The 19,273-nt window shown below is 64.0% G+C and carries 2 protein-coding genes; both read right to left on the bottom strand.

Features of this window, described 5'->3' with window-relative positions:
- Positions 1-2: 2 nt before the first annotated feature.
- The gene (locus AC07V8_RS08410) at positions 3-18,695 is read right to left on the bottom strand and encodes an amino acid adenylation domain-containing protein (RefSeq protein ID WP_494678263.1); all 18,693 of its coding nucleotides are present in this window, start codon (positions 18,693-18,695) and stop codon (positions 3-5) included.
- Positions 18,695-19,270 (bottom strand): GNAT family N-acetyltransferase, encoded by a 576-nt coding sequence (locus AC07V8_RS08405; RefSeq protein WP_211472048.1) that lies wholly within the window; start codon positions 19,268-19,270, stop codon positions 18,695-18,697. The genes AC07V8_RS08410 and AC07V8_RS08405 overlap by 1 nt, the downstream gene beginning before the upstream one ends.
- Positions 19,271-19,273 lie beyond the last annotated feature (3 nt).

Below are 19,273 nucleotides of genomic sequence, written 5' to 3'. Positions count from 1 at the left end.
CTTCACTCACCTGCCATCAGCAATGTCTCCAGATAACGAATGGTTGGATTCTGGTAGAACTGGCGCAACGGGATCTTCACGCCGTAGCGCCGGCTTACCTCGGACACAACCTCGATCGCCTTGAGCGACTGCCCGCCAAGCACGAAGAAATCATCCGTCACCCCGACGTTGGTCACTTGCAGCAAGCGTTCCCACAGCGTGCTCAGCTCGATCTGCAAAGCGGTGCTGGCAAGCTGCTTGTCGAATTGCATGTCCACCTCGATTGCGGGCAGGTTCTTGGCGTCGATCTTGCCGCTGTCGGTCATGGGCACCGATGGAATAAAGTGGACCAGGTCCGGGATCATGTAGTCTGGCAACGACTGTCTCAACCACTCCCGGATGCTGTCCCGCGTCAAGTGCGAACGCCTGGCGCTGGCTGCCGGTTCCAGCAGCGATGCGCCGGCGCCTGCGGTGCGGCTTGCAAATGCCACATACGGCAATCCCAGCGCTGCGGCCAGCAATCGATACTGCTGCTGAAGCGCGAGCCCGGCCGGCTCCGGAAGCAGGCCTGTCGCGACATCGTCGAATACATACAGCACATTCGGCGTGAGCGCCTCGGCATGCCTGCCCAGCGCGGCCTGCAGCAATGCCCATGGCTCCGCGCTCTCTTGCAGCTGGGCGATGTCTATCTCCAGCGGCACGGCCGCGGCGGCGGCCGCCACGCTATCGGCGCCATCGGTGAGCACCAGCTGGCACGCAGGAAAGCGGCTCGCCAGCGCGCTCCACCAGCCGGCTTGCGCGACGCCGCTCACAGGCGATTGCGGCGGCAGCAAAGCGTTCGCGGCCGCCAGCAATTCGGGCCTTTGCTCCAGCGTGAAGCAGTAGTACGGCGTCGGCTTGCCAGGCACCGAGACCTGGTTGTTGTCCCCATTCTGCTCGACATAGGCGACCAGGCGTCCGCCGCCGCGCGCATCCTCCCGGTACTGGATTGCGGCGACAGCAATGTCAGGATGGCTGCGCAGCGCGCTGGAGATCTCTTCCAGCTCGACCCGGTTGCCGTTGATCTTGAACTGCTTGTCGTAACGGCCGTTGAAATAAACCACGCCATCCTTGTCACATCGCCCCAGGTCGCCGGTGCGGTAAAGCCGATGCTGGATGCCATCGATTTCATGATGGACGAACACGCGCGCCGTTTCCTTGCTGTCGTTCAGGTATCCTCTAGCCAATCCAGGCGAAGCGACATAAATCTCGCCGATGATTCCGCGCGCCACGGGCTGCATATGCTCATCGAGGATATGCACGCTGGCGTTGCCGACCGGCCTGCCGATCGGCACGGTATCGCCGACAAACGGCTCGCCGCAATCGAAACGGCAGGCATCGACAGTGACCTCGGTAGGCCCATAGTGGTTGGCGAGCGGACAGGAAAAGGCTTGCGCAAAGCGCTCCACAAGTCCGCGGTACAAGGCAGCCGCGCCGCAAATCACCTGGCGCAGCGACGGCAGCGATGAAACCTGTCCCTGTTCGCGCGCCTCGATCAGCGCTTCCAGCATCGCCGGCACGAACTGCAGCAGCGTCACCCGCTCACGCTCGATAATCTCGCCGAACCCCTTGCCGCTCTTGGCTTCCTCGTCCGCCATCACTACCACTCCGGCGCCGTATGCCAAGGGCCAGAACACATCCTGGATGAAGACGTCGAAGGTGAACGGCGTATGGAACAGCACCCGGTCGTTGGCAGCCAGCCCGTAAGTCCTCTGGATATCCGCCAGCATGTTGACTACGCCGGCGTGTTCGATCTCGATCCCCTTGGGGATGCCGCTGGAACCTGAAGTGTGCAGGATATAGGCCAGCTGCCGCTGCGCGACCGAGGGCGGATTGGAAGCAGAATAGCCTTCCATGGCCGCGCTCACCTCGTCCATGCACACTACCGCATGCGGGAATGCGTTAAATAGCCGCCGGCTGGCGCTGTGAGTCACGACCCAGCGCGCATTGCTGCTGCGCAGGATGGCGTTCACGCGCTTTTGCGGATACTGCTGTCCGATCGGTACAAAACAGGCGCCAGCCTTCAGGATCGCGTACAGCGCGACGATCATCTCGAACGAAGGACTTAGCATCAGCGCTACCTTGTCGCCGCTGGCGACGCCGAGAGAGAGCAGGTAGTGCGCCAGCTGGTTGGCCCGGGCATTCAGTTCACGGTAGCTGTAGGCCGCGCCGCCGGCGACGATAGCGGTGCGCTCGGGCGTCGCCGCTGCCTGCAACTCCATCAGGCTGTGCATGGTCGCCTCAAGATCGCATTGGAAGCTTGGTCCGTTCAGCGCCGCACTTTGCTTGCCGCCGGCCTCGACCATCGTATAGCAATGCAGCGGCAGGTCGGGGTCGTCAAGCACCTGGTCCATCAGCACAGTCATGTTCTCCAGCATCAGGTCGACGCTGGAGCGGTCGAACAGGTCGGCGTTGTAGATGCAGCTGAACATGACGTCGCTGCCAAACTGGTCAACCACGAAATTCAAGTCGAAGCGGGACGACTTGTTTTCCGTATCGACCACATTCTCCAGGCTCAGCGTGAGGCCTTCGAACTGCAGCCGGCCCATCAAGTCGGTCTTGTTGTTTTGCACGCCGTACATGATCGAGAACAACTTTGGCCGCGACAGGTCCTTCTCGTGCTGCAACTGCTCGATCACCAGGTTGGACGGATAGTGATAATGCTCGAATGCCTCCAGGGTGCGCTGCGACACCTGCGCCAGCAGGCTGCTGAACGTCATGCCGGAATCTATCGTGCAGCGGATCGGCATCGGCGTCGCAAACAAGCCGAACAGCGGCTTCAGCTTCTCGTCGGCGCGTCCCGCTATCGGGCAGCCGATAACAAAATCAGGCTGGCCGCTGATCCGGTACAGGTAGTAATCGAGGATCGCCAGCTGCAGCATGAACAGCGTGACATCGTTCTTCTTGAGGAAGGCCTCGATCTTGCGCACCACCTTGCGCGGCAGCCAGGTACGCAGCGCATCGCCCTGGTAGGACATCAAGTTGGGACGCGGATAATCGGTCGGCAAATCCAGCGGCGGAGGCAACTCCTTGTACATCTCCAGCCAGTACCGCTTGTGGTCGTCAAAGGCGCCCGAGCGCAGTTGCTGATGGGTCCATTGCACGTAGTCGAAATAGCTGACTTCGAGCGCCGGTACGTTTGCCGTGCGCCCGCCGACGCCGGCGTTGTACAGCTCGCACAGTTCCAGCATCAGGTTGATCAGCGAGGTTTCGTCCCAGATGATATGGTGCACGACAAAAATCATCTGATGAAAATCGCCGGCGTAGCTCGCGACATGCAAGCGGAATAGCGGGCCATTGGCGAAATCGAAAGGCGCCGTGCCGAAGCGCGCGCCTAGGCGGTTCGCCTCATCGATCGCGTCCGCGCCGGACAGCTCGCTGCGGTCGAGGAAGACGTCGTCGGCGTGCAGCGCGATCCGCGGCTCGACAATCTGGACCGGTGCGCCGTCGAGGTAGTCGAATTTGACGCGCAGCACTTCGTGCCGGTCCAGTATCTGGCTCCAGGCTGAGATGAATGCGTCGCGATCGAGCTTGCCGGTGAAGAACAGGTCGGCAATGCTGATGTTATAGACCGGACTGGCCGGATCCATCTGGTATGCATACCATTCCGGCACCTGGCACGGAGCAAGCTCGTAGTAACTGCGTGCCGGCAACCGTTCCACGCGGGCCGCGACGGCGCCGCCGGCGCTTGCTCGAAGTCCGTCTATCGCCTGCGCCACGGAGCGCAGCTGCGGCGTCTGGAACAACGTGCGCATCGGCAGCGCAACGCCGAACAGAGTGCGGATCCGCAGCACCAGCTCCGCCGCCAGCAGCGAATGGCCGCCCAGTTCGAAAAAGCTGTCCAAAGCGCCCACCCGTTCGACATCGAGTTGTTCCTGCCACAGCAACGCCAGCCGCTCCTCGGTGGCGCTGGCCGGCGCAACATAGTCGTGGCGGTTGAACACATCCTGGTCGGTCGGCTGCGGCAAGCGCTTCCGATCTACCTTGCCATTGGCGTTAAGCGGGAACTCATCCATCAGCACAAACGACGCCGGCACCATGTAGCCGGCAACACGCTTGCCGACAAAGGTCCGCAGTTCCGGAACGGTCGGCGCCGGATGCCGGTGCGGGATCACATAGGCGAGCAGGTAAAGCCGGTCCTTGCCGTCGCGCGCTGCGACGACCACAGCCTGGCGCACGTTTTCATGATCGCCTATGGCCTTCTCGACCTCGCCGATCTCGACCCGCTGGCCGCGAATCTTGACCTGGAAGTCTTCGCGCCCGACAAATTCGAGCACATCGCCGCGGCGGTAGCGCGCCAGGTCGCCGGTCTTGTAGATGCGGCGGCCGGGCTCGCTTGAAAACGGATCGGGCAGGAAGGTTTCGGCGGTCCGCACCGGTTCGCCAAGATAACCGCGGCCGACGCCGACGCCGCCAAGGTAGACCTCGCCGACCACGCCCGTCGGCACCGGCTGCAAGCTGGCATCGAGCAGATAGGTCTGCAGGTTCGGCAAGGTGCCCTGGATCGGCACATACGGGAAATCTGCCGCAAGCGGCTCGCGTATCCACAAGTGGCTGGTGTCGTCCGAGCATTCGGTCGCGCCGTAGGTATTGACCATCGGGATGTGCGGCAGGCACGCGAACCAGCGCGCGCACAGGGCGGGAGTCAGCGCCTCCGCGTTGCTGACGTAGGTCCGCAGCTTGTCCAGCCGGTAGCGGCCGGGCGACATCTCCAGTTCGTCGATCAGGATTTTCATATGGGACGGCACGGATTCGAACACCGTCACGCCATCGGCTGCCAGCTGGGCCAGCAGCTGCTGCGGTTCCCAGGCGGCGTCGCCCGGCATCACGGCAGTGCGCCCGCCGACCAGCAAGGCAAGCAGATATTGCCAGACCGAGACGTCGAAGGTGGTTACCGCCATCTCGGCGACCACATCATCGCCATCGATGCCGAGATCGCGGATCTTCGCCAGCAAATGGTTGCGCATCCCCTGCTGTTCAATCATCGCCCCCTTCGGTTGCCCGGTGGAGCCGGAGGTATAGATGACATAGGCCAGCGAGGACGGCGTCAGCGGCAAGAATTCGCAGGCTGCAGAGACGGCATCGTAGGGCAGCGCCCCCAGTTCCAGCAGCGGAGGTTGCGCCTCCAGCCGCTCCGCCTGGGCGCGGCTGGCCGGCTCGCAGAGCACGTAACGGATCTTGCCGAGCTCGACCACGCGGTCGAGTTTGGGAGCAGGATCGTCCGGGTTCAACGGGGTGAAAGCGATGCCCGCCTTCAGCACGCCCAGCATCGCGATCAGGTAGTTGATGTTACGGCCAAGCAGCAGCCCTACCAGGTCTTCATTGCCGGCGCCGCTCGCCAGCAGGTTGTAGGCAACCAGGCTGGAGGCGCGATCCAGCTCGGCATAGCTCATGGCTGCCGCCCCGCAGCTTACCGCTATCCGCTGCGGATACAGCGCCGCCTGTTGCGCGAAAATATCCCTCACGTAGCGCGCTTGCGGAAATGCCAATGCGGTTTGATTGAGGCCGCGCACCTGATGTTCTTGCTCGACGGCGCTGAGCAAGGGCAGCGCGCGCAGCAAGCTTCCGGCATCCCTGGCAATGCCGTCCAGCAGGTTCCGATAGTGGCCTGCCATGCGCCTGACGGTGGCGGCTTCAAACAAGTCGGTGCTGAACTCGAAGCCGCAATGCAAGCGCCCGCCCCGATTCCAGGTCGCCAGGTACAGGTCGAACTTGGCGGTGTGGTGCTCGGGCTCGATGGCGCTTGCGGCTAGTCCGTCGAACTCTGGCACGGCAAGCGCATCCGCATCCTGGTACGAGAACATGGTCTGGAACAGCCCGCTGCCGTCGCGTTCGCGCAGCGGATTGATCTCCGCCGCAATTTCCTCCAGCGCGACATCCTGGTGGCTGAAGGCATCCAGGCAGGTCTGCCGCACCTGCTCGAGCAAGCCGGCAAAGCTTAGCGCCGGCTTGGCCCGGATCCGTAACACCAGGGTGTTGACGAAAAAGCCGACAATCGATTCCAGCTCCGGGCGGCTGCGTCCAAGCGCGGGCACACCGATCAGCAAGTCCTCTTGCCTGCCATAGCGCGCCAGCACAGCTGCATAGGCCGCCAGCAACAGCATGAACGTCGACACCTGATGGCGTTCGCTGATTGCGTGCAGCTGCGCCGACAGCGCTGCATCCAGTTCGAATGCGAAAGCGCTGCCGCCGTCGCCAGGTTCCTGCGGACGGGCGAAGTCGGTCGGCAACTGCAGCGTCGGCAGCTGGCCGCCCAGCTGCTGGCGCCAGTATCCGAGCTGCCTGACGCGCTCGCCGTCATCCAGCATGCGCTGCTGCCATGCCGTGAAATCACGGTATTGCAGTGCGCGCGCGCTCCCATCCAGGGACAGCTTGCCGGCCGGCGTCCCGGTTGCCGCCGCGTTGTAGTAAGACGCCAGGCTACGCTGGAAGAGGCCGACCGACCAGCCATCGACAACGATGTGATGGAATACCGACACCAGCACATGCTCGTCCTGCTTCATCCGCACCAGGGTAAATCTCGCCAGCGGGCCGCTGGCGAGGTCGAACGGCATTTCCAGCGCATTGCGCGCTAGCTCCGCCAGCGCCTGTTCGCCGTCATGCGAGGCCAGCTGCGACAGATCCTGCTCGTGCAGCCGCAACTGGCCGCGCTCGCCGACGACCTGCATCGGCGTCTCGCCGTCAATCACGAAAGTGGTCCGCAAGGATTCATGTTCCTGCACGGTGCATTCAAGCGCCTGGCGCAGCCGGTCCCGCTCCAGCACGCCTTCCAGCCGCAACAGGTCGGGCAGGTTGTATGCCGTGCTTTGCGGATTCATCTGGTGCAGGTACCACAGTCGATATTGCGCGCCGGACAGCGCCAGCGCCGTGGGAGAAATACGTTCGATCGGGTGCTCGGCCGGCGTCTCGCCGGCGGCGCCATCTTCGCTGCGCAAGCGATCGACCAGCATTGCCAGCCGGCGTACTGTCGGGCACTCGAACAAGGCAGCCACCGGCAAGCGTAGCGCATACATTGCTTCGACCCGGTTGTTGATGCGTATGGCCAGCAGCGAGTTGCCGCCCAGGCTGAAGAAATTGTCGTCGACGCCGAAGACATCGCTGCCCAGCAGCTCATGCCACAGTTCCAGCAATGCCGATTCGGTGGCGTTGAGGGCAGACGGCGCCGCTTGCGCACGCGGGTCGTTGGCGGCAAGCAGCAGCGCCCGGCGGTCGACCTTCTGGTTGGGCGTCAGCGGGAATGCATCCATCACCACGACCCGGGTCGGCACCATATGCGGCGGCAGCCGTTCGCGCAAATAGTCGACGAAGGCGCTGCCGTCGGTGCCGGTGGCAGCCCACTGGCCGGACGACTTGTCCAGCGTCACATAGGCGATCAGCGGGTTTCTCGATTGCCGTTCCTCCTCGGCCAGTACAATCGCTTGCGCTACCGTCGGATGCGACTCCAGCACAACCTGGATTTCCTCCGGTTCCACCCGGATGCCATCCACCTTGACCTGGAAGTCGATCCGGCCCAGGTAGCGAAGCTTGGCGTCCAGGCCATAGCGCACCATGTCGCCGGAACGATACAGCCGGCCGCCCGCGGACGGTGCGAACGGATCGGGCACGAAGCGTTCTGCAGTCAGCGCCGGCCGCCGGTGATAGCCGTGGGCCACGCCGGCGCCGCCGATATACAGCTCGCCCGGAAAGCCGGCCGGAACCGGGTTCATGAAGGCGTCCAGCACGTGCAGATGCATATTGCCGACTGGCCGCTGCAGGTAGACATCGTCGTCGTCCTGGATCAGCTCAAGCTCGACGCGATCGACGATGCTGCCGATCGAACATTCGCTAGGGCCATAGATGTTGCAAAGCTCTACCTTGGCCGCCGTGGCGCGGCGCCAAAGGCGGATTGCCTCGATAGTGAGGCGTTCGCCGCCGACGCTGACCAGGCGTACCCGGCCCCACGCAGCGGCGGCAGGATCCTGGGTCGCCAGGTATTCGCTCAGGATGCGCCAATAGGCAGTCGGCAACGTGAGGATGCTGATCGCCTGCACGCGGCAGGTTTCCAATAGCGCCGGCACCGAACGCTTGACATTGTCGTCGCCGATGTAGAGAGAAGCGCCAACGCACAAAGGCGTGAAAATTTCCTCGATCGAGGCATCAAAGGTCAATGGCGCAAACAGTAGTCCGCGATCCTTGGCCTGGTAGCGGAAGCGAGCTATCGCCGTGCCGACATAATTGACAATGCCACGGTGATGCTGCACCGACGCTTTCGGTCCTCCTGTCGTTCCCGAGGTGTAGGTCAGGTAGACGCCGTAGCCGGGCATGACGGGCACCAGCGGCGCGGCGGTGGCGCAATCGCGCCACGCCTGCTCCGCCAGGGCGAGGCACTGGCCGTCGAAATTGCCGGGCCGGCCAGCGGCCAGCGTCAGCAGGTGGCGGCAGCCGCTGTCCGCCAACAGCAGCTCAAGCCTCTCCGGCGCCTGCTGCAGGTCAACCGGGAAGCAAATTGCGCCAGCCTTGAGCACGGCGATGATTGCCAGCACCGCTTCGACGCTATGAGCGGCCTCGATGCCGACCACCGTTCCCGGCCGCACACCTGCCGCCAGCAAGTAGTTCGCCAGCTGGTTGGTCTGGCCTGCCAGTTCGGAATAACTGACTATCCCTGCCGGCGAAACCAGGGCCGGGCTGGACGGCGACAACGCCGCCTGGCGGTCAATCAGCAGATGCAGAAGCTGTTCGCCGTCATCGCTGGCGCCAGGCAGCACATGGCTATGCTCGACCGGGGCGCCGTTGCGCAAGCGTTCAACGACATCCAGTTCCGGCGGCGTCAGGAACGCCAGGTCGCCGATGCGCAGGCCGGCGTCGCTCGCGATGCTATCCAGGAGCAAGCGATAGTTCTCCAGCCAGCGCGTGATCGTATCGGCGTCGAATGATTCATCGACATAGCTGCAGGACAATGCCAGGCCGGCGGCCGTCTCGCTGAACGTTACCGACAGCTCGGCGACAGCGGCTTCCGGCGCGCCTTCGATGACCTCGACCTGCAAGCCGGAGCCGCTTCCGGCGTCCGCCAGCACCTGCAATCCGGACTGGAAATCGAACATGGTCTGGAACAGCTGGCCCGACGTTTCCGTGCACTGCTCAACGATGCGGTCAAACGGCAGCGCGTGATGCGCATATACCTGGCGCAGATCCTGCTGCGTCTGCTGCAGCAAGTCGATATAGCTTGCATGCGGATCAACCTGGGCGCGCAGCGGCAGGACGTTGACGAAAAAGCCGACCAGGTCCTCCAGCTCGGGCCGCCCGCGGTCGTTGTAGGGCATGCCGACGATGAAATCGGTCTGGCTGCTCAAGCGGTGCAGCCAGATGAAATAACTGGTGATCAGCACCTCGTATAACGACGCCTTCTGCTGCCGCGCCAATGTTTTCAGGCGTGCAGCGGTTTCGGCTGGCCAGACGACGGTCGCTTTACGGCCGGTGCGGCGCGCCGGCTGGACGCCCTCGCGCATGACCGGCAGCGGCGCCCGTGTCGGCAATGCGTCAAGATAAGCGCGCCAGAAATCGAGCAGGCGATCCTGCGCCTGCGTCAGTTCGCGCTGGGCCCAAAGACTGTAATCCCTGTATTGGATCGTCAATTGGCTCAGGCGCGGATCGCGCTGGGCGCCCAGCGCCGCGTAGCATTCGAGCAGATCGCGCAGGAATACATTGGCCGACCAGGCATCCACGATGATGTGATGGAAGCTCACGGCCAGCACCGAGCTCTGGTCCGCGGTCTGGATCAGCACCAGCTTGAACAGCTGGCCGGAAGCCAGGTCGAAGGGTTCTGCCGCCAGCCGGCCGAGATAGTCTTGGACGAAGCTGTCCTGGACCTGCTGCGGATTGCCGCTCAGGTTCACCTGCAGCAAATTCAATTGCCATGACTGGTCCGCCAGCAGTTGCTGCGGTTCGCCATCCGTGTCGACCACCCGGGTACGCAAGATCTGGTGCCGCTCGGCCACCGCCAGCACAGCGCGCCGGAACAAAGCCGGATCGAGGGCGCCGTTGAGCCGCAGCGCTCCCACCACGTTGTAATCGACGCTGTCGCGCTTGAATGCCTGCATCAGCCAGAGCCGTTTCTGGTAGGGCGACAGCGGCGTCGGCTGATCCGGCTGCGCCAGCGGAATGCGCGCATAAGCTGAACCTTGATCAAGCTGCCGCGCCAGGGCGGCGAGATCGCTCGCGGTAAAAAAATCCTTGAGCGCGATTTCGCGCTGCAGCCGCGTCTCGATCAGCGCGACGGCCCGCGCCGCAAGCAGGGAATGGCCGCCGAGCGCAAAGAAATTGGCGTTCGCGTGGTCGACCTGTTCGCCCAGCAATTCGCCCCAGATTGCCGCCAATGCGTGCTCGGTCGCAGTAGCCAAGGCCTGCCGCGGCAGCCGCTCGTCATATTGCGGCTTAGGCAGGCCGGCGTAGTCGACCTTGCCATTGCTGGTCAACGGCAGCGCTGCCAGTTCAATGATGAATGCCGGCACCATGAACTCCGGCAGCTGTGCGCCGATCGCATGCTTGAGCCTGGAAACGGCGGAGATATCCTCATCGCGCGCGCCGCCTTCACCGGCATTGGCCGGCTGCAGCACATCGCTCCCGTCTTGCTTGTCGAACACCACATAGGCCACCAGCCGCGTTCCCTGCTGGTCGTGCTGCGCCGTCGTCACCACCGCATCATGGACCCCGGGCTGCGCCTTGATGGCCAGCAGGATCTCGCTGGGCTCGATGCGATAGCCGCGGATCTTGACCTGCTCATCGACGCGCCCAAGATAATCGAGCATACCGGCATCGTTCCAGCAAACCAGGTCTCCAGTCTTGTACATTTGCGCCCCCGCGACGCCGGCGAAAGGATCGGCCAGCAGCTTGTCCTCGGTCAAAGCGCGGTTGCCGCGGTATTCGCGCATCAGCGAAGCGCCGCCGATATGCAGTTCGCCCGGCACGCCGCGCGGCAACAGCTGCGCATGGCGGTCCAGCACATACACGCTGACGTTGTCGATCGCCGTGCCGATCGATGGCAGTTCGCCTGCCAGCGCCGGCCCGACGGCGCCGGCCGTCGCTACCACGCTGTTCTCCGACGGTCCATAGTGATTCACCAACCGATAGCCGGCGCCCTCCGGTGCATGGCCGCTGAGCCGCTCACCGCCCGTCAGCAGGTACTTCAAGCTGGCCGAGCCGGTCCAGCCGTCGGCGAGCAGCGCGTGCGCGAGCGGGGTCACCAGGAAACAATGGCTGATGGCGTTCTCGCCGAGCCAGGCGGCGAGATGCGGCGACGATTGCCGTGCCGCCTCGGGCGCGAACCAGACGCTGGCGCCGCTGCACAGGTAAGGCCATATTTCCCACACCGCGGCGTCGAATCCGATGCCGGCGGTCTGGCTGGCCCGGACTTCCAGCGGCGCCTGGTGCAAGCCATAGGCACGGGCATGCCATTGGCACAGGTTGGCGAGGCCGCGATGCGGGATGACAACCCCTTTCGGCAAGCCGGTGGTGCCCGACGTGTAAACGATGTATGCCGCATCGTCAAGCGCGACTGCGATGTCCAGATTGCTGTCCGGCTGCGCGGCAGAGGCTTCCAGCACGCTGTCCCACAACAAGAGCAGGCAGTCGTCCGGCAGCAGTCCGGGGACCGATGCGGGCTCGCTGATCACCAGCCGCGACGCGCTGTCCGTGAAGATTTTCAATTTTCTTTGATCGGGATAGCGCGGATCGACCGGCACATAGGCGGCGCCGAGTTTCAGCAGCGCCAGCGCGGCAATCGCAAACGGCGGCCCCGGCCGCAGGCAGAGCGCTGCGGCGGCGCCATTTCCCAGGCCAAGCCGGACCAAGTAGCGGGCAACCTGGTTGGCATGCGCGTTCAATTCCGCGTAGCTCAGCCGGACGCCGTCGTCGCCCACCACGGCCAGCTGGTGCGGATGGTCGCATGCGGCCTGCTCCAGCTGGCGGAACATAGGCAGGCCGGACAGCGGCGCTGCCGGACCGCGGCCAAGCTGCATCAGCGTTTGCACCTCCGCCTCGCCGGCCAGGCGCAGCGTTGCCGGCGTCAGGCCGGGCGCCTGCACCAGCTGTTCCAGGATCAGCAGATACGAATCGATCAGGCACGCGGCCATCTGCTGGCTGAACAGCGCACGGCGGAAATTCAGGGTGATTCTCATGTCGCCGCCCGCAAGAGGACTGCAGCGCAGCGTCAGGTCAAATTTGGCGCTGCGGTCGGGACGACGCAGCAAGCTGATGCGGGTGTCGCCAAGCGTTGCCGGCAGCGGATCGTGCTGTTCGAAGTCGAACATGGTCCGCACCAGCTCGGCGCCGCCGTCGCCCCGCTCGACACCTGCCAGTTCCACCATCTTCGCGTAACTGACCTCGCCATGGCGGAACGCTTCGACGCAGGCATCGCGCAGCAGCAGCACTTGCCGCTCGAAGGCGCTGTCATCGGTAAAATCCAGGCGGATCGGCAGCACATTTACAAAAATCCCAAGCATATTCCTCAATTCCGGCTGGTCCCGCCGGCCGTAGGCCAATCCGAGCAATACCGCCGGATTGCCGCTGTACTTGGCAACTAATAGTCCATAGGCCGCCATATGCACGGTGGATTCGGTCACGCCCCAGCGCGCGGCCAGCGCGCGGATCGCATCCGCATGGCCGGCCGCCAGCAAGCGGCTGACCTCCCCCCCCTTGCTGCCCGCCTGGCTGCCTGGCGCGGCCTGGGACGCAAGCATGCTGCCCGGCAGCTCGCCGGCCAGCTTCTCTTTCCAGAAGCCGAGCGATTCCGCGACACGCTCGCGCACGGCGTCGGACTGGCTCCACAGGCAATAGTCTGCGTATTGCAATTCCGGCGCGGCGGACACCGCATTAGCCGTGCTGCCGGCGCGCAGGCTGGCATAACATGCGGCTATCTCTTCAAACAGGACGACGATAGAACGGCCGTCGGCGACGATGTGATGCACATTCAGCAATAGATAGCCATCGTCATCGGCAACCGGCAGGAAACCGACCTTGAGCAAGGGTCCGGTTTCAAGATTGAAGCAATGCGCCTCCCACTCGTCGATCCGCTGATGGACCGCGGCATCAACAGCATCCTGATAGCCGGCGGATGTGGCAGCGGCGATCGACAAGGATTCGATCGGCACCGGCTGCGGCTCCCGGATCACCTGCCAAGGTTCGCCATCGTTCTTGACGAAGCAGCTGCGCAGCAATTCGTGCTTTGCAGCCACCATCGCCAACGCCGTTTCCAGGCACCCGAGGTCGAGCTTGCCGCACACCCGCACCGCGCCGCAGATGTTGTAGTCGGTGCTGGCCGGGTCCAGCTGCTGCAACAGCCACAGGCGCTGCTGTTCCGGGCTCAGCGGCAGCCGTTGCGGTCGCTCGGCCCGCTTCAGCGGCGTTGCCTCCGTTCCGGTGCGCCGCAGATGGGCGGCGAGGTCGGCGACTTTCGGAAAAGAAAAAATGTCTGCTATCGCCACCACGATGCCCAGTTGCTCGCGAATGCCGGCGGCGACGCGCGCCACCAGCAATGAATGGCCGCCGAGGGAGAAAAAATCATCCTCGGCGCGCACTGCGCGACAAGCCAGGATATCCCGGTACACGCCAGCGATCTCCTGCTCATAGCGGCCGCAAAAAACTGGCGCGTCGCCGCTCTCGGCAACTGACGCAGGCAACGGCAACAAACGCCGGCTGATCTTGCCGTTGGCATCCAGCAGGAGCTCGTCGACAACCACAATCACCGCAGGAACCATGTGCGATGGCAGCTTGCCATCCAGATAGGCGCGCAGCGCCGCTTCGGTCAATCCCGAAGCCGTGGCCACGTATGCCGCCAGCTGCTTGCCTGCTTGCTGGTTGTCCTGTGCGATTACCTTACATTGCTTCACCTGCGGATGAGCAACCAGCACCGCTTCCACTTCGCCCGGCTCGATGCGGAAGCCGCGCACCTGCACCTGGTCGTCGTTACGGCCGAGGAAATGCAGCCGGCCCTGCTCATCGAGCCTGACCACATCGCCAGTGCCATACATGCGCGTGCCGGGCTTGTGCGCGTAAGGATCGGGGACGAATTTCTGCGCGCTCAGCGCCGGATTGCCATGATAGCCGAGCGCGAGGCCGGCGCCGCTGACAAACAGTTCGCCGCTCACTCCCATTGGCAGCCGGCGCAGTTGCGCATCAAGGATATGCAATGCCTGGCCGCGGATCGGCTGGCCGATGTCGGGCAGCCGCGCCAGTGCGCTGTCCGCTTCCGGCGCACCGGCAGGCTCCACCGCGCCGCTGGTCGTGACCACGGTGTTCTCGGTCGGTCCATAGGCGTTGACCAGGCGGAAACCGGCCGCCGCGTGCGGGCGCATCTTCAGCTGATCGCCGCCGGTCAGCAGGTATTTCAGCGCGCCGCCATGCGCCGCATGGCCGGATTCGGCGATGAAAGACTCGGCCAGCGGGGTCGGCATGAAGCAATGACTGATTTCTTGCTGGCGCAGCCAGCCTGCCAGCGCCAGCATGTCGCGCTTGCAGTCCGGTCCTGGTTCCGCCAGGCCCGCGCCCGTGCACAAATAGGGCCAGCTCTCCCACACCGCGGCGTCGAATCCGGGTCCTGCCAGCATTGCCGCTTGCGCAGCGGCGTCGATCGCAAACGCGCCGACATGCCACTGCACCAGGTTCTTCAAACCGGCATGCGCGACCAGCACGCCCTTGGGCTGCCCGGTGGAACCGCTGGTATAAATGCAATAGGCGGCCTGTTGCCCGGCGACGGCGACGCGCGGGATGCCGCTCGAAGCGTAAAACGCCTTGGCCGCCTTGCCCAGCTCGTCAACCAGGATCACCTGGGCTGCCGCAGCCGGCAGCCGTGCCGCATCATGGCGCGTGCTCAGCACCAGCCCGGCGCCGCTATCGTCCAGCATGAATGCAATGCGCGCGGCCGGGTTCGCCAGATCGATCGGCACATACACCGCTCCCGCCTTCAGCGCGGCGAGCGCCATCAGCGCCTGCCACGCGCGCGCGCTCACGGCGATGACAACCCGCCCGCCCGGCTTCACACCCTTGGCGATCAACAACTGCGCCAGCACGTCCGATTCGCGGTCCAGCTCCTCATAGCTCAGCGTCAGCTGTTCGCTGCGCAGCGCCAGCTTGGCCGGATATTGCGTTGCTGCCTGCCGGAACCAGTCGACCACGGAAACGCCTTCGCCCTGCGCCGGAAAGACCTCGGCTGCACCGGTGCCGCTCAGGCATTGGCTGATCTCGGCCTGTTCGACCGCATCGATATACGGTATATCGCCCAGGCGCTGATGTTCGCCGCCCGCCAGTTCTTGCAATACGCGCACAAAGTTGGTCGCCAGCCGCTCGATCATCCGCTCCGGATACAGATCGGCGCGATAGTCGACACTGACCGCCATGCCGGCTTCGCCCTCCACCAGCACAAAGGAAAGATCAAACTGCGAACGAAGCCGCTGCGGATCTACCGAAGTCAGCACCGCATCGCCCAAAGTCAGGCGTCCGCCCGCCTCGCCGAGCACGAAAGGCAGCAGGCGGTCGGCGCCGGCCTGGGCGCCATCGTGTTGCCTGGCCAGGCCGTCGCCGGCGCTCGGCTCCAGCAGGGAAAACGCCACCTGCACCAGCGGGCTTCCGGCCCGGTTGCCATGCGCCGCCATCGCTGCGCTCAAGAGCGGCAGCGGTATGTCCTGATGGCGGATGCCGCCTAGAATCGCATCCTTGACCGTACCTATCCATTGCTCGACCGCGAGATGATCGGCCAGCCCCACCCGGATCGGCAGCAGGTTGGCGAAATAACCCACGGTACCGGCGTCGATCGTACGCCGCCGCCCTAAGGACGGCATCCCGAGCACCACCTCGTCTTGTCCGGCATAGCGCCCAAGCAGCAAGGCGCAGGCCGCGAACAACACCTGGTATACAGTCAGGCAGCGCTGTTGCGCGAATGTCCGCGCCCGCTCCACAGTGGCAAGATCGATCTCAAAACGGTGTTTGCCGGCGGCTGGCGGGCCAGCGTTCGCCGACGCGGCAGGAAAGCTGCTGCGCGCCGGCATGGCGCGCAGATGCTCGCGCCAGTAGGCCAATTGCTGATCGGCCTGGCGCGAACCCAGCCAGTCGCGCTGCCATGCAGCGAACCCGGCGTAGCTCTGGCCGGGGCCGGACAGTGCTGGCGGCAAGCCCGGTCCCTGGACCAGGCTTGCATATGTCTGCTTCAACTCTTGCACCAGGATGTCGAACGACCACATGTCGACCGCTATGTGATGGATGGCCAGCGCGATGTAAGTTGCGCCGGGCCCGGACGCCAAGGCACAGCGCCAGGTCTGCCGGCTCAGGTCGAACGGCAGCACCAGGGCGGCGCGCGCCGCATGCAAGGCTTGCTCGTCGTCCGCATGCCAGGTGGCGATCTGTTCGTATGCGGTGCCGCTGCAGGCCATCGGCTGTCCGTCCTGTTCCACGAACCTGACCTGCAGCGCATCATGGCGCGCTTCCACGCTGCGCAATGCGCGCGCAAACAAGTCATGGTCGAAAGCGCCGTTGACCTTGGCGACAAAGCCTTCGTTATATTGATGCGAGGTGCGATCGGCTTGCTGGATCAGCCATAGCGCAGCCTGTCCCGCCGTTGCCGGCTGCGCGGCGGAAGCGGCTGGTGCAGGAAGGGGCTGGGCCGGCGCCGCCGGATATCTCTGCGGCGCCAGTTCGGCGACCGCCGCAACCAGCGTGGCCAGGGTAGCGTCGCTGAACAAGAGTTCCGTCGGAATTTCCACCTGCAGGGCCGTATCGATCCGGTGCTTGAGATTCATCAGGGCCAGCGAATCGAGACCCAGCGAGGTAACCGAGCGGCTCTGGTCAATCGCATAAAAAGGGATTTTCAGCGTTTCCGCAATCAGGCTGAGCAAGAAGCCGCCAGCGATCTGCCGGCGCGCCTCTCCCTGTGCGCCTGACAGCAAGGATTGCAGCTCGGCGTACGGCTGGTCCGCCGCGTTGTTCGCCACCGGCGCGCCTGGACTTGTTTCCCACAACACTTTCAACTGGCCTGCCGCCAATCCCGCCCGCACGGCGCTGCGCTGTACTTTGCCGCTCGATGTTTTCGGGATCGAGCGCTCCTTGATCAGCACCACCCGAGCCAACGCCAGGCCATAGGCTGCGGAGATATGCTCGATGATGGCTCGTGCGATCTCCGGATACAGGCTTGCCGCCGTCCTGCGCCTCACTTCGGCGACGATGCAGATCACCCGCGACAGGTCGCCGACCGGCGCCTGTCCGTCATCGGCGGCGGTGAACGCTGCTACCCCGTCCCGTATCACATCGGCATGCGCGGCTACTGTGCTGGCTTCCAGATCGGAGGGATAATAATTGTCGCCTCTCAGGATAATCACATCCTTGCAGCGGCCGGTAACCACCAATTCCCCATCATGCAGGAAGCCGAGGTCGCCGGTGCTCAAGAACGGTCCGGCGCCATCGGCCGTATAGTTAGCAAACGCCTGTGCGGTCTGTTCTGGACGGTTCCAGTAGCCTTGGGCGACGTGCCCGCCCTTGACCCAGATCTCTCCGACCTCCCCTTCGCGGCAGGCCTGCCTGGTATCGCGGTCGACGATGGCGACTTCGCAGCCGTCCGCCGGGCGGCCGCAGCTGACTCGCTGGAACACCTTGCTGCGCCCTGCGGCCGAGGCCATGGTCTGTTCGATGACGGCAGCGGCAAGCGAACCCTTGTCGCCGCTGACCAGCAAAGTCGCTTCCGCCAGGCCGTAGCTGGGCCGGAACGCCTCTTTGCGAAAACCGCTGGGCGCGAAAGCGTCCGCAAAGCTTTCAAGGGTCGACAGCGCAATCGGTTCGGAACCATTGATCGCCACCTGCACGCAAGAAAGATCGAGTTCTTCCAGCTGTCCGGGTTTGAGCTTGTCCGCGCAGAGCTGCCAGGCGAAATTCGGCGCTACCGTCAGGGTCGCCCTGAAGCGCGACACCGCCTGCAGCCAGTACAACGGATTGGCCAGGAAATCCATGGGCGCCATCAGGCAGGTGCCGTAGCCGGCATACACGCCCTGCAACAGCGTCATCAAGCCCATGTCGTGGAACAAGGGTAGCCACAGCACGGCGCAGCTGCCGGCATGGTTGCCGCAGGTGCGCTGTATCATCTCTTCATTGGCCAGCAGGTTGCCATGCGAGACCATGATGCCCTTCGGCGCTTCGGTGGAACCGGACGTATATTGCAGGAAGGCGATGTCGTCCCGGCCGATAGCCGGAATACGCCAGTCAGGCGCAGCGGCATCGCCCGGCTCCGCCAGCAGCTCGTCGACGACCACGATTTCCATCGCCTGCAAGGCCGGATTATCCTGCATGAACGCGGATACCGAGGCATACTGCTTGCGGCACAGCAGGAGCATGCTGGGCTGCGCATCCTCTATCATCGCCTGCAAGCGTTCAAAATGGTGGTTGTTGCGCGGCGCGTAGGCCGGCACCGCAATGAAGCCGCCATACAGGCAGCCGAAGAAGGCCGTCACATACTCGATGCTCTGGGGACAGATGATCAGCACCCGGTCGCCCATGGCGCAGGACGCCGCAAGCCGGGCAGCGAGCCGGCGGGCATCCCGGTCCAGTTCGCCGAAGCTGAGTATATTGTCCTCCTCGCGCTGGTTCAGGTAGCGGTAAGCCAGCTTGTCCGCATCCACCTTGGCTCGCTGTTCGCATAATTCCACAAAATTCTTGAACATCGTCATCACGCGTCCCTCGCCCTCAAAACGGCCGCTTCCGGTCTTTGCCATTCATGGCTCAATAGCGCATAGCTGTACTCGTCGGACCATGTTCCCTTGAAGAAGATGTTTTCCCGGTAGTGGCCCTCGCGGCGAAAGCCATGGATGTCGAGCAAGCGCTGCGCGCGCAGATTCAGCACGTCTACCGTGGCAACCAGCCTGCGCTTGCCGAGTTCGGCAAACAGCAGCTGGATGACCGCGGACACGGCTTCCTGGGCATAGCCAAGGCGCTGGCAGGACAGGTCGAAGGTCACGCCCAGCTCGGCCTGCCGGCCGTCATCGAAGAAATGCACAGCCACGTCTCCCACCAGCACACCGTCGTCCTTGCGCTCGACCGCGATCTGGAACCATGAATCGTCGCTATCGAAGACGAGGCCATCCTGCTGCGCAAAGAATGCTTCGGCATCTGCCTCCGTATATGAGGACCAGCTCTGGTAGCGCGCCACATCGGGCTGGTTGCGGTATGCCGTGAATGCCGGCAGATCGCTCCTGGTGAAGGGGCGCAGCATCAGGCGCGCCGTTTCTAGAGGAAAAACTTCCATCGT

The sequence above is a fragment of the Collimonas sp. GW821-FHT02H07 genome (genome assembly GCF_059421505.1).
The sequence above is the reverse complement of the archived record's forward strand: the minus strand, read 5'-3'. Positions and strand labels throughout refer to the sequence as shown.

Bases quoted from the DNA above. Each gene is read 5' to 3' on its own strand.
- AC07V8_RS08410 (WP_494678263.1), bottom strand. From the start codon at position 18,695: ATGACGATGTTCAAGAATTTTGTGGAATTATGCGAACAGCGAGCCAAG.
- AC07V8_RS08405 (WP_211472048.1), bottom strand. From the start codon at position 19,270: ATGGAAGTTTTTCCTCTAGAAACGGCGCGCCTGATGCTGCGCCCCTTC.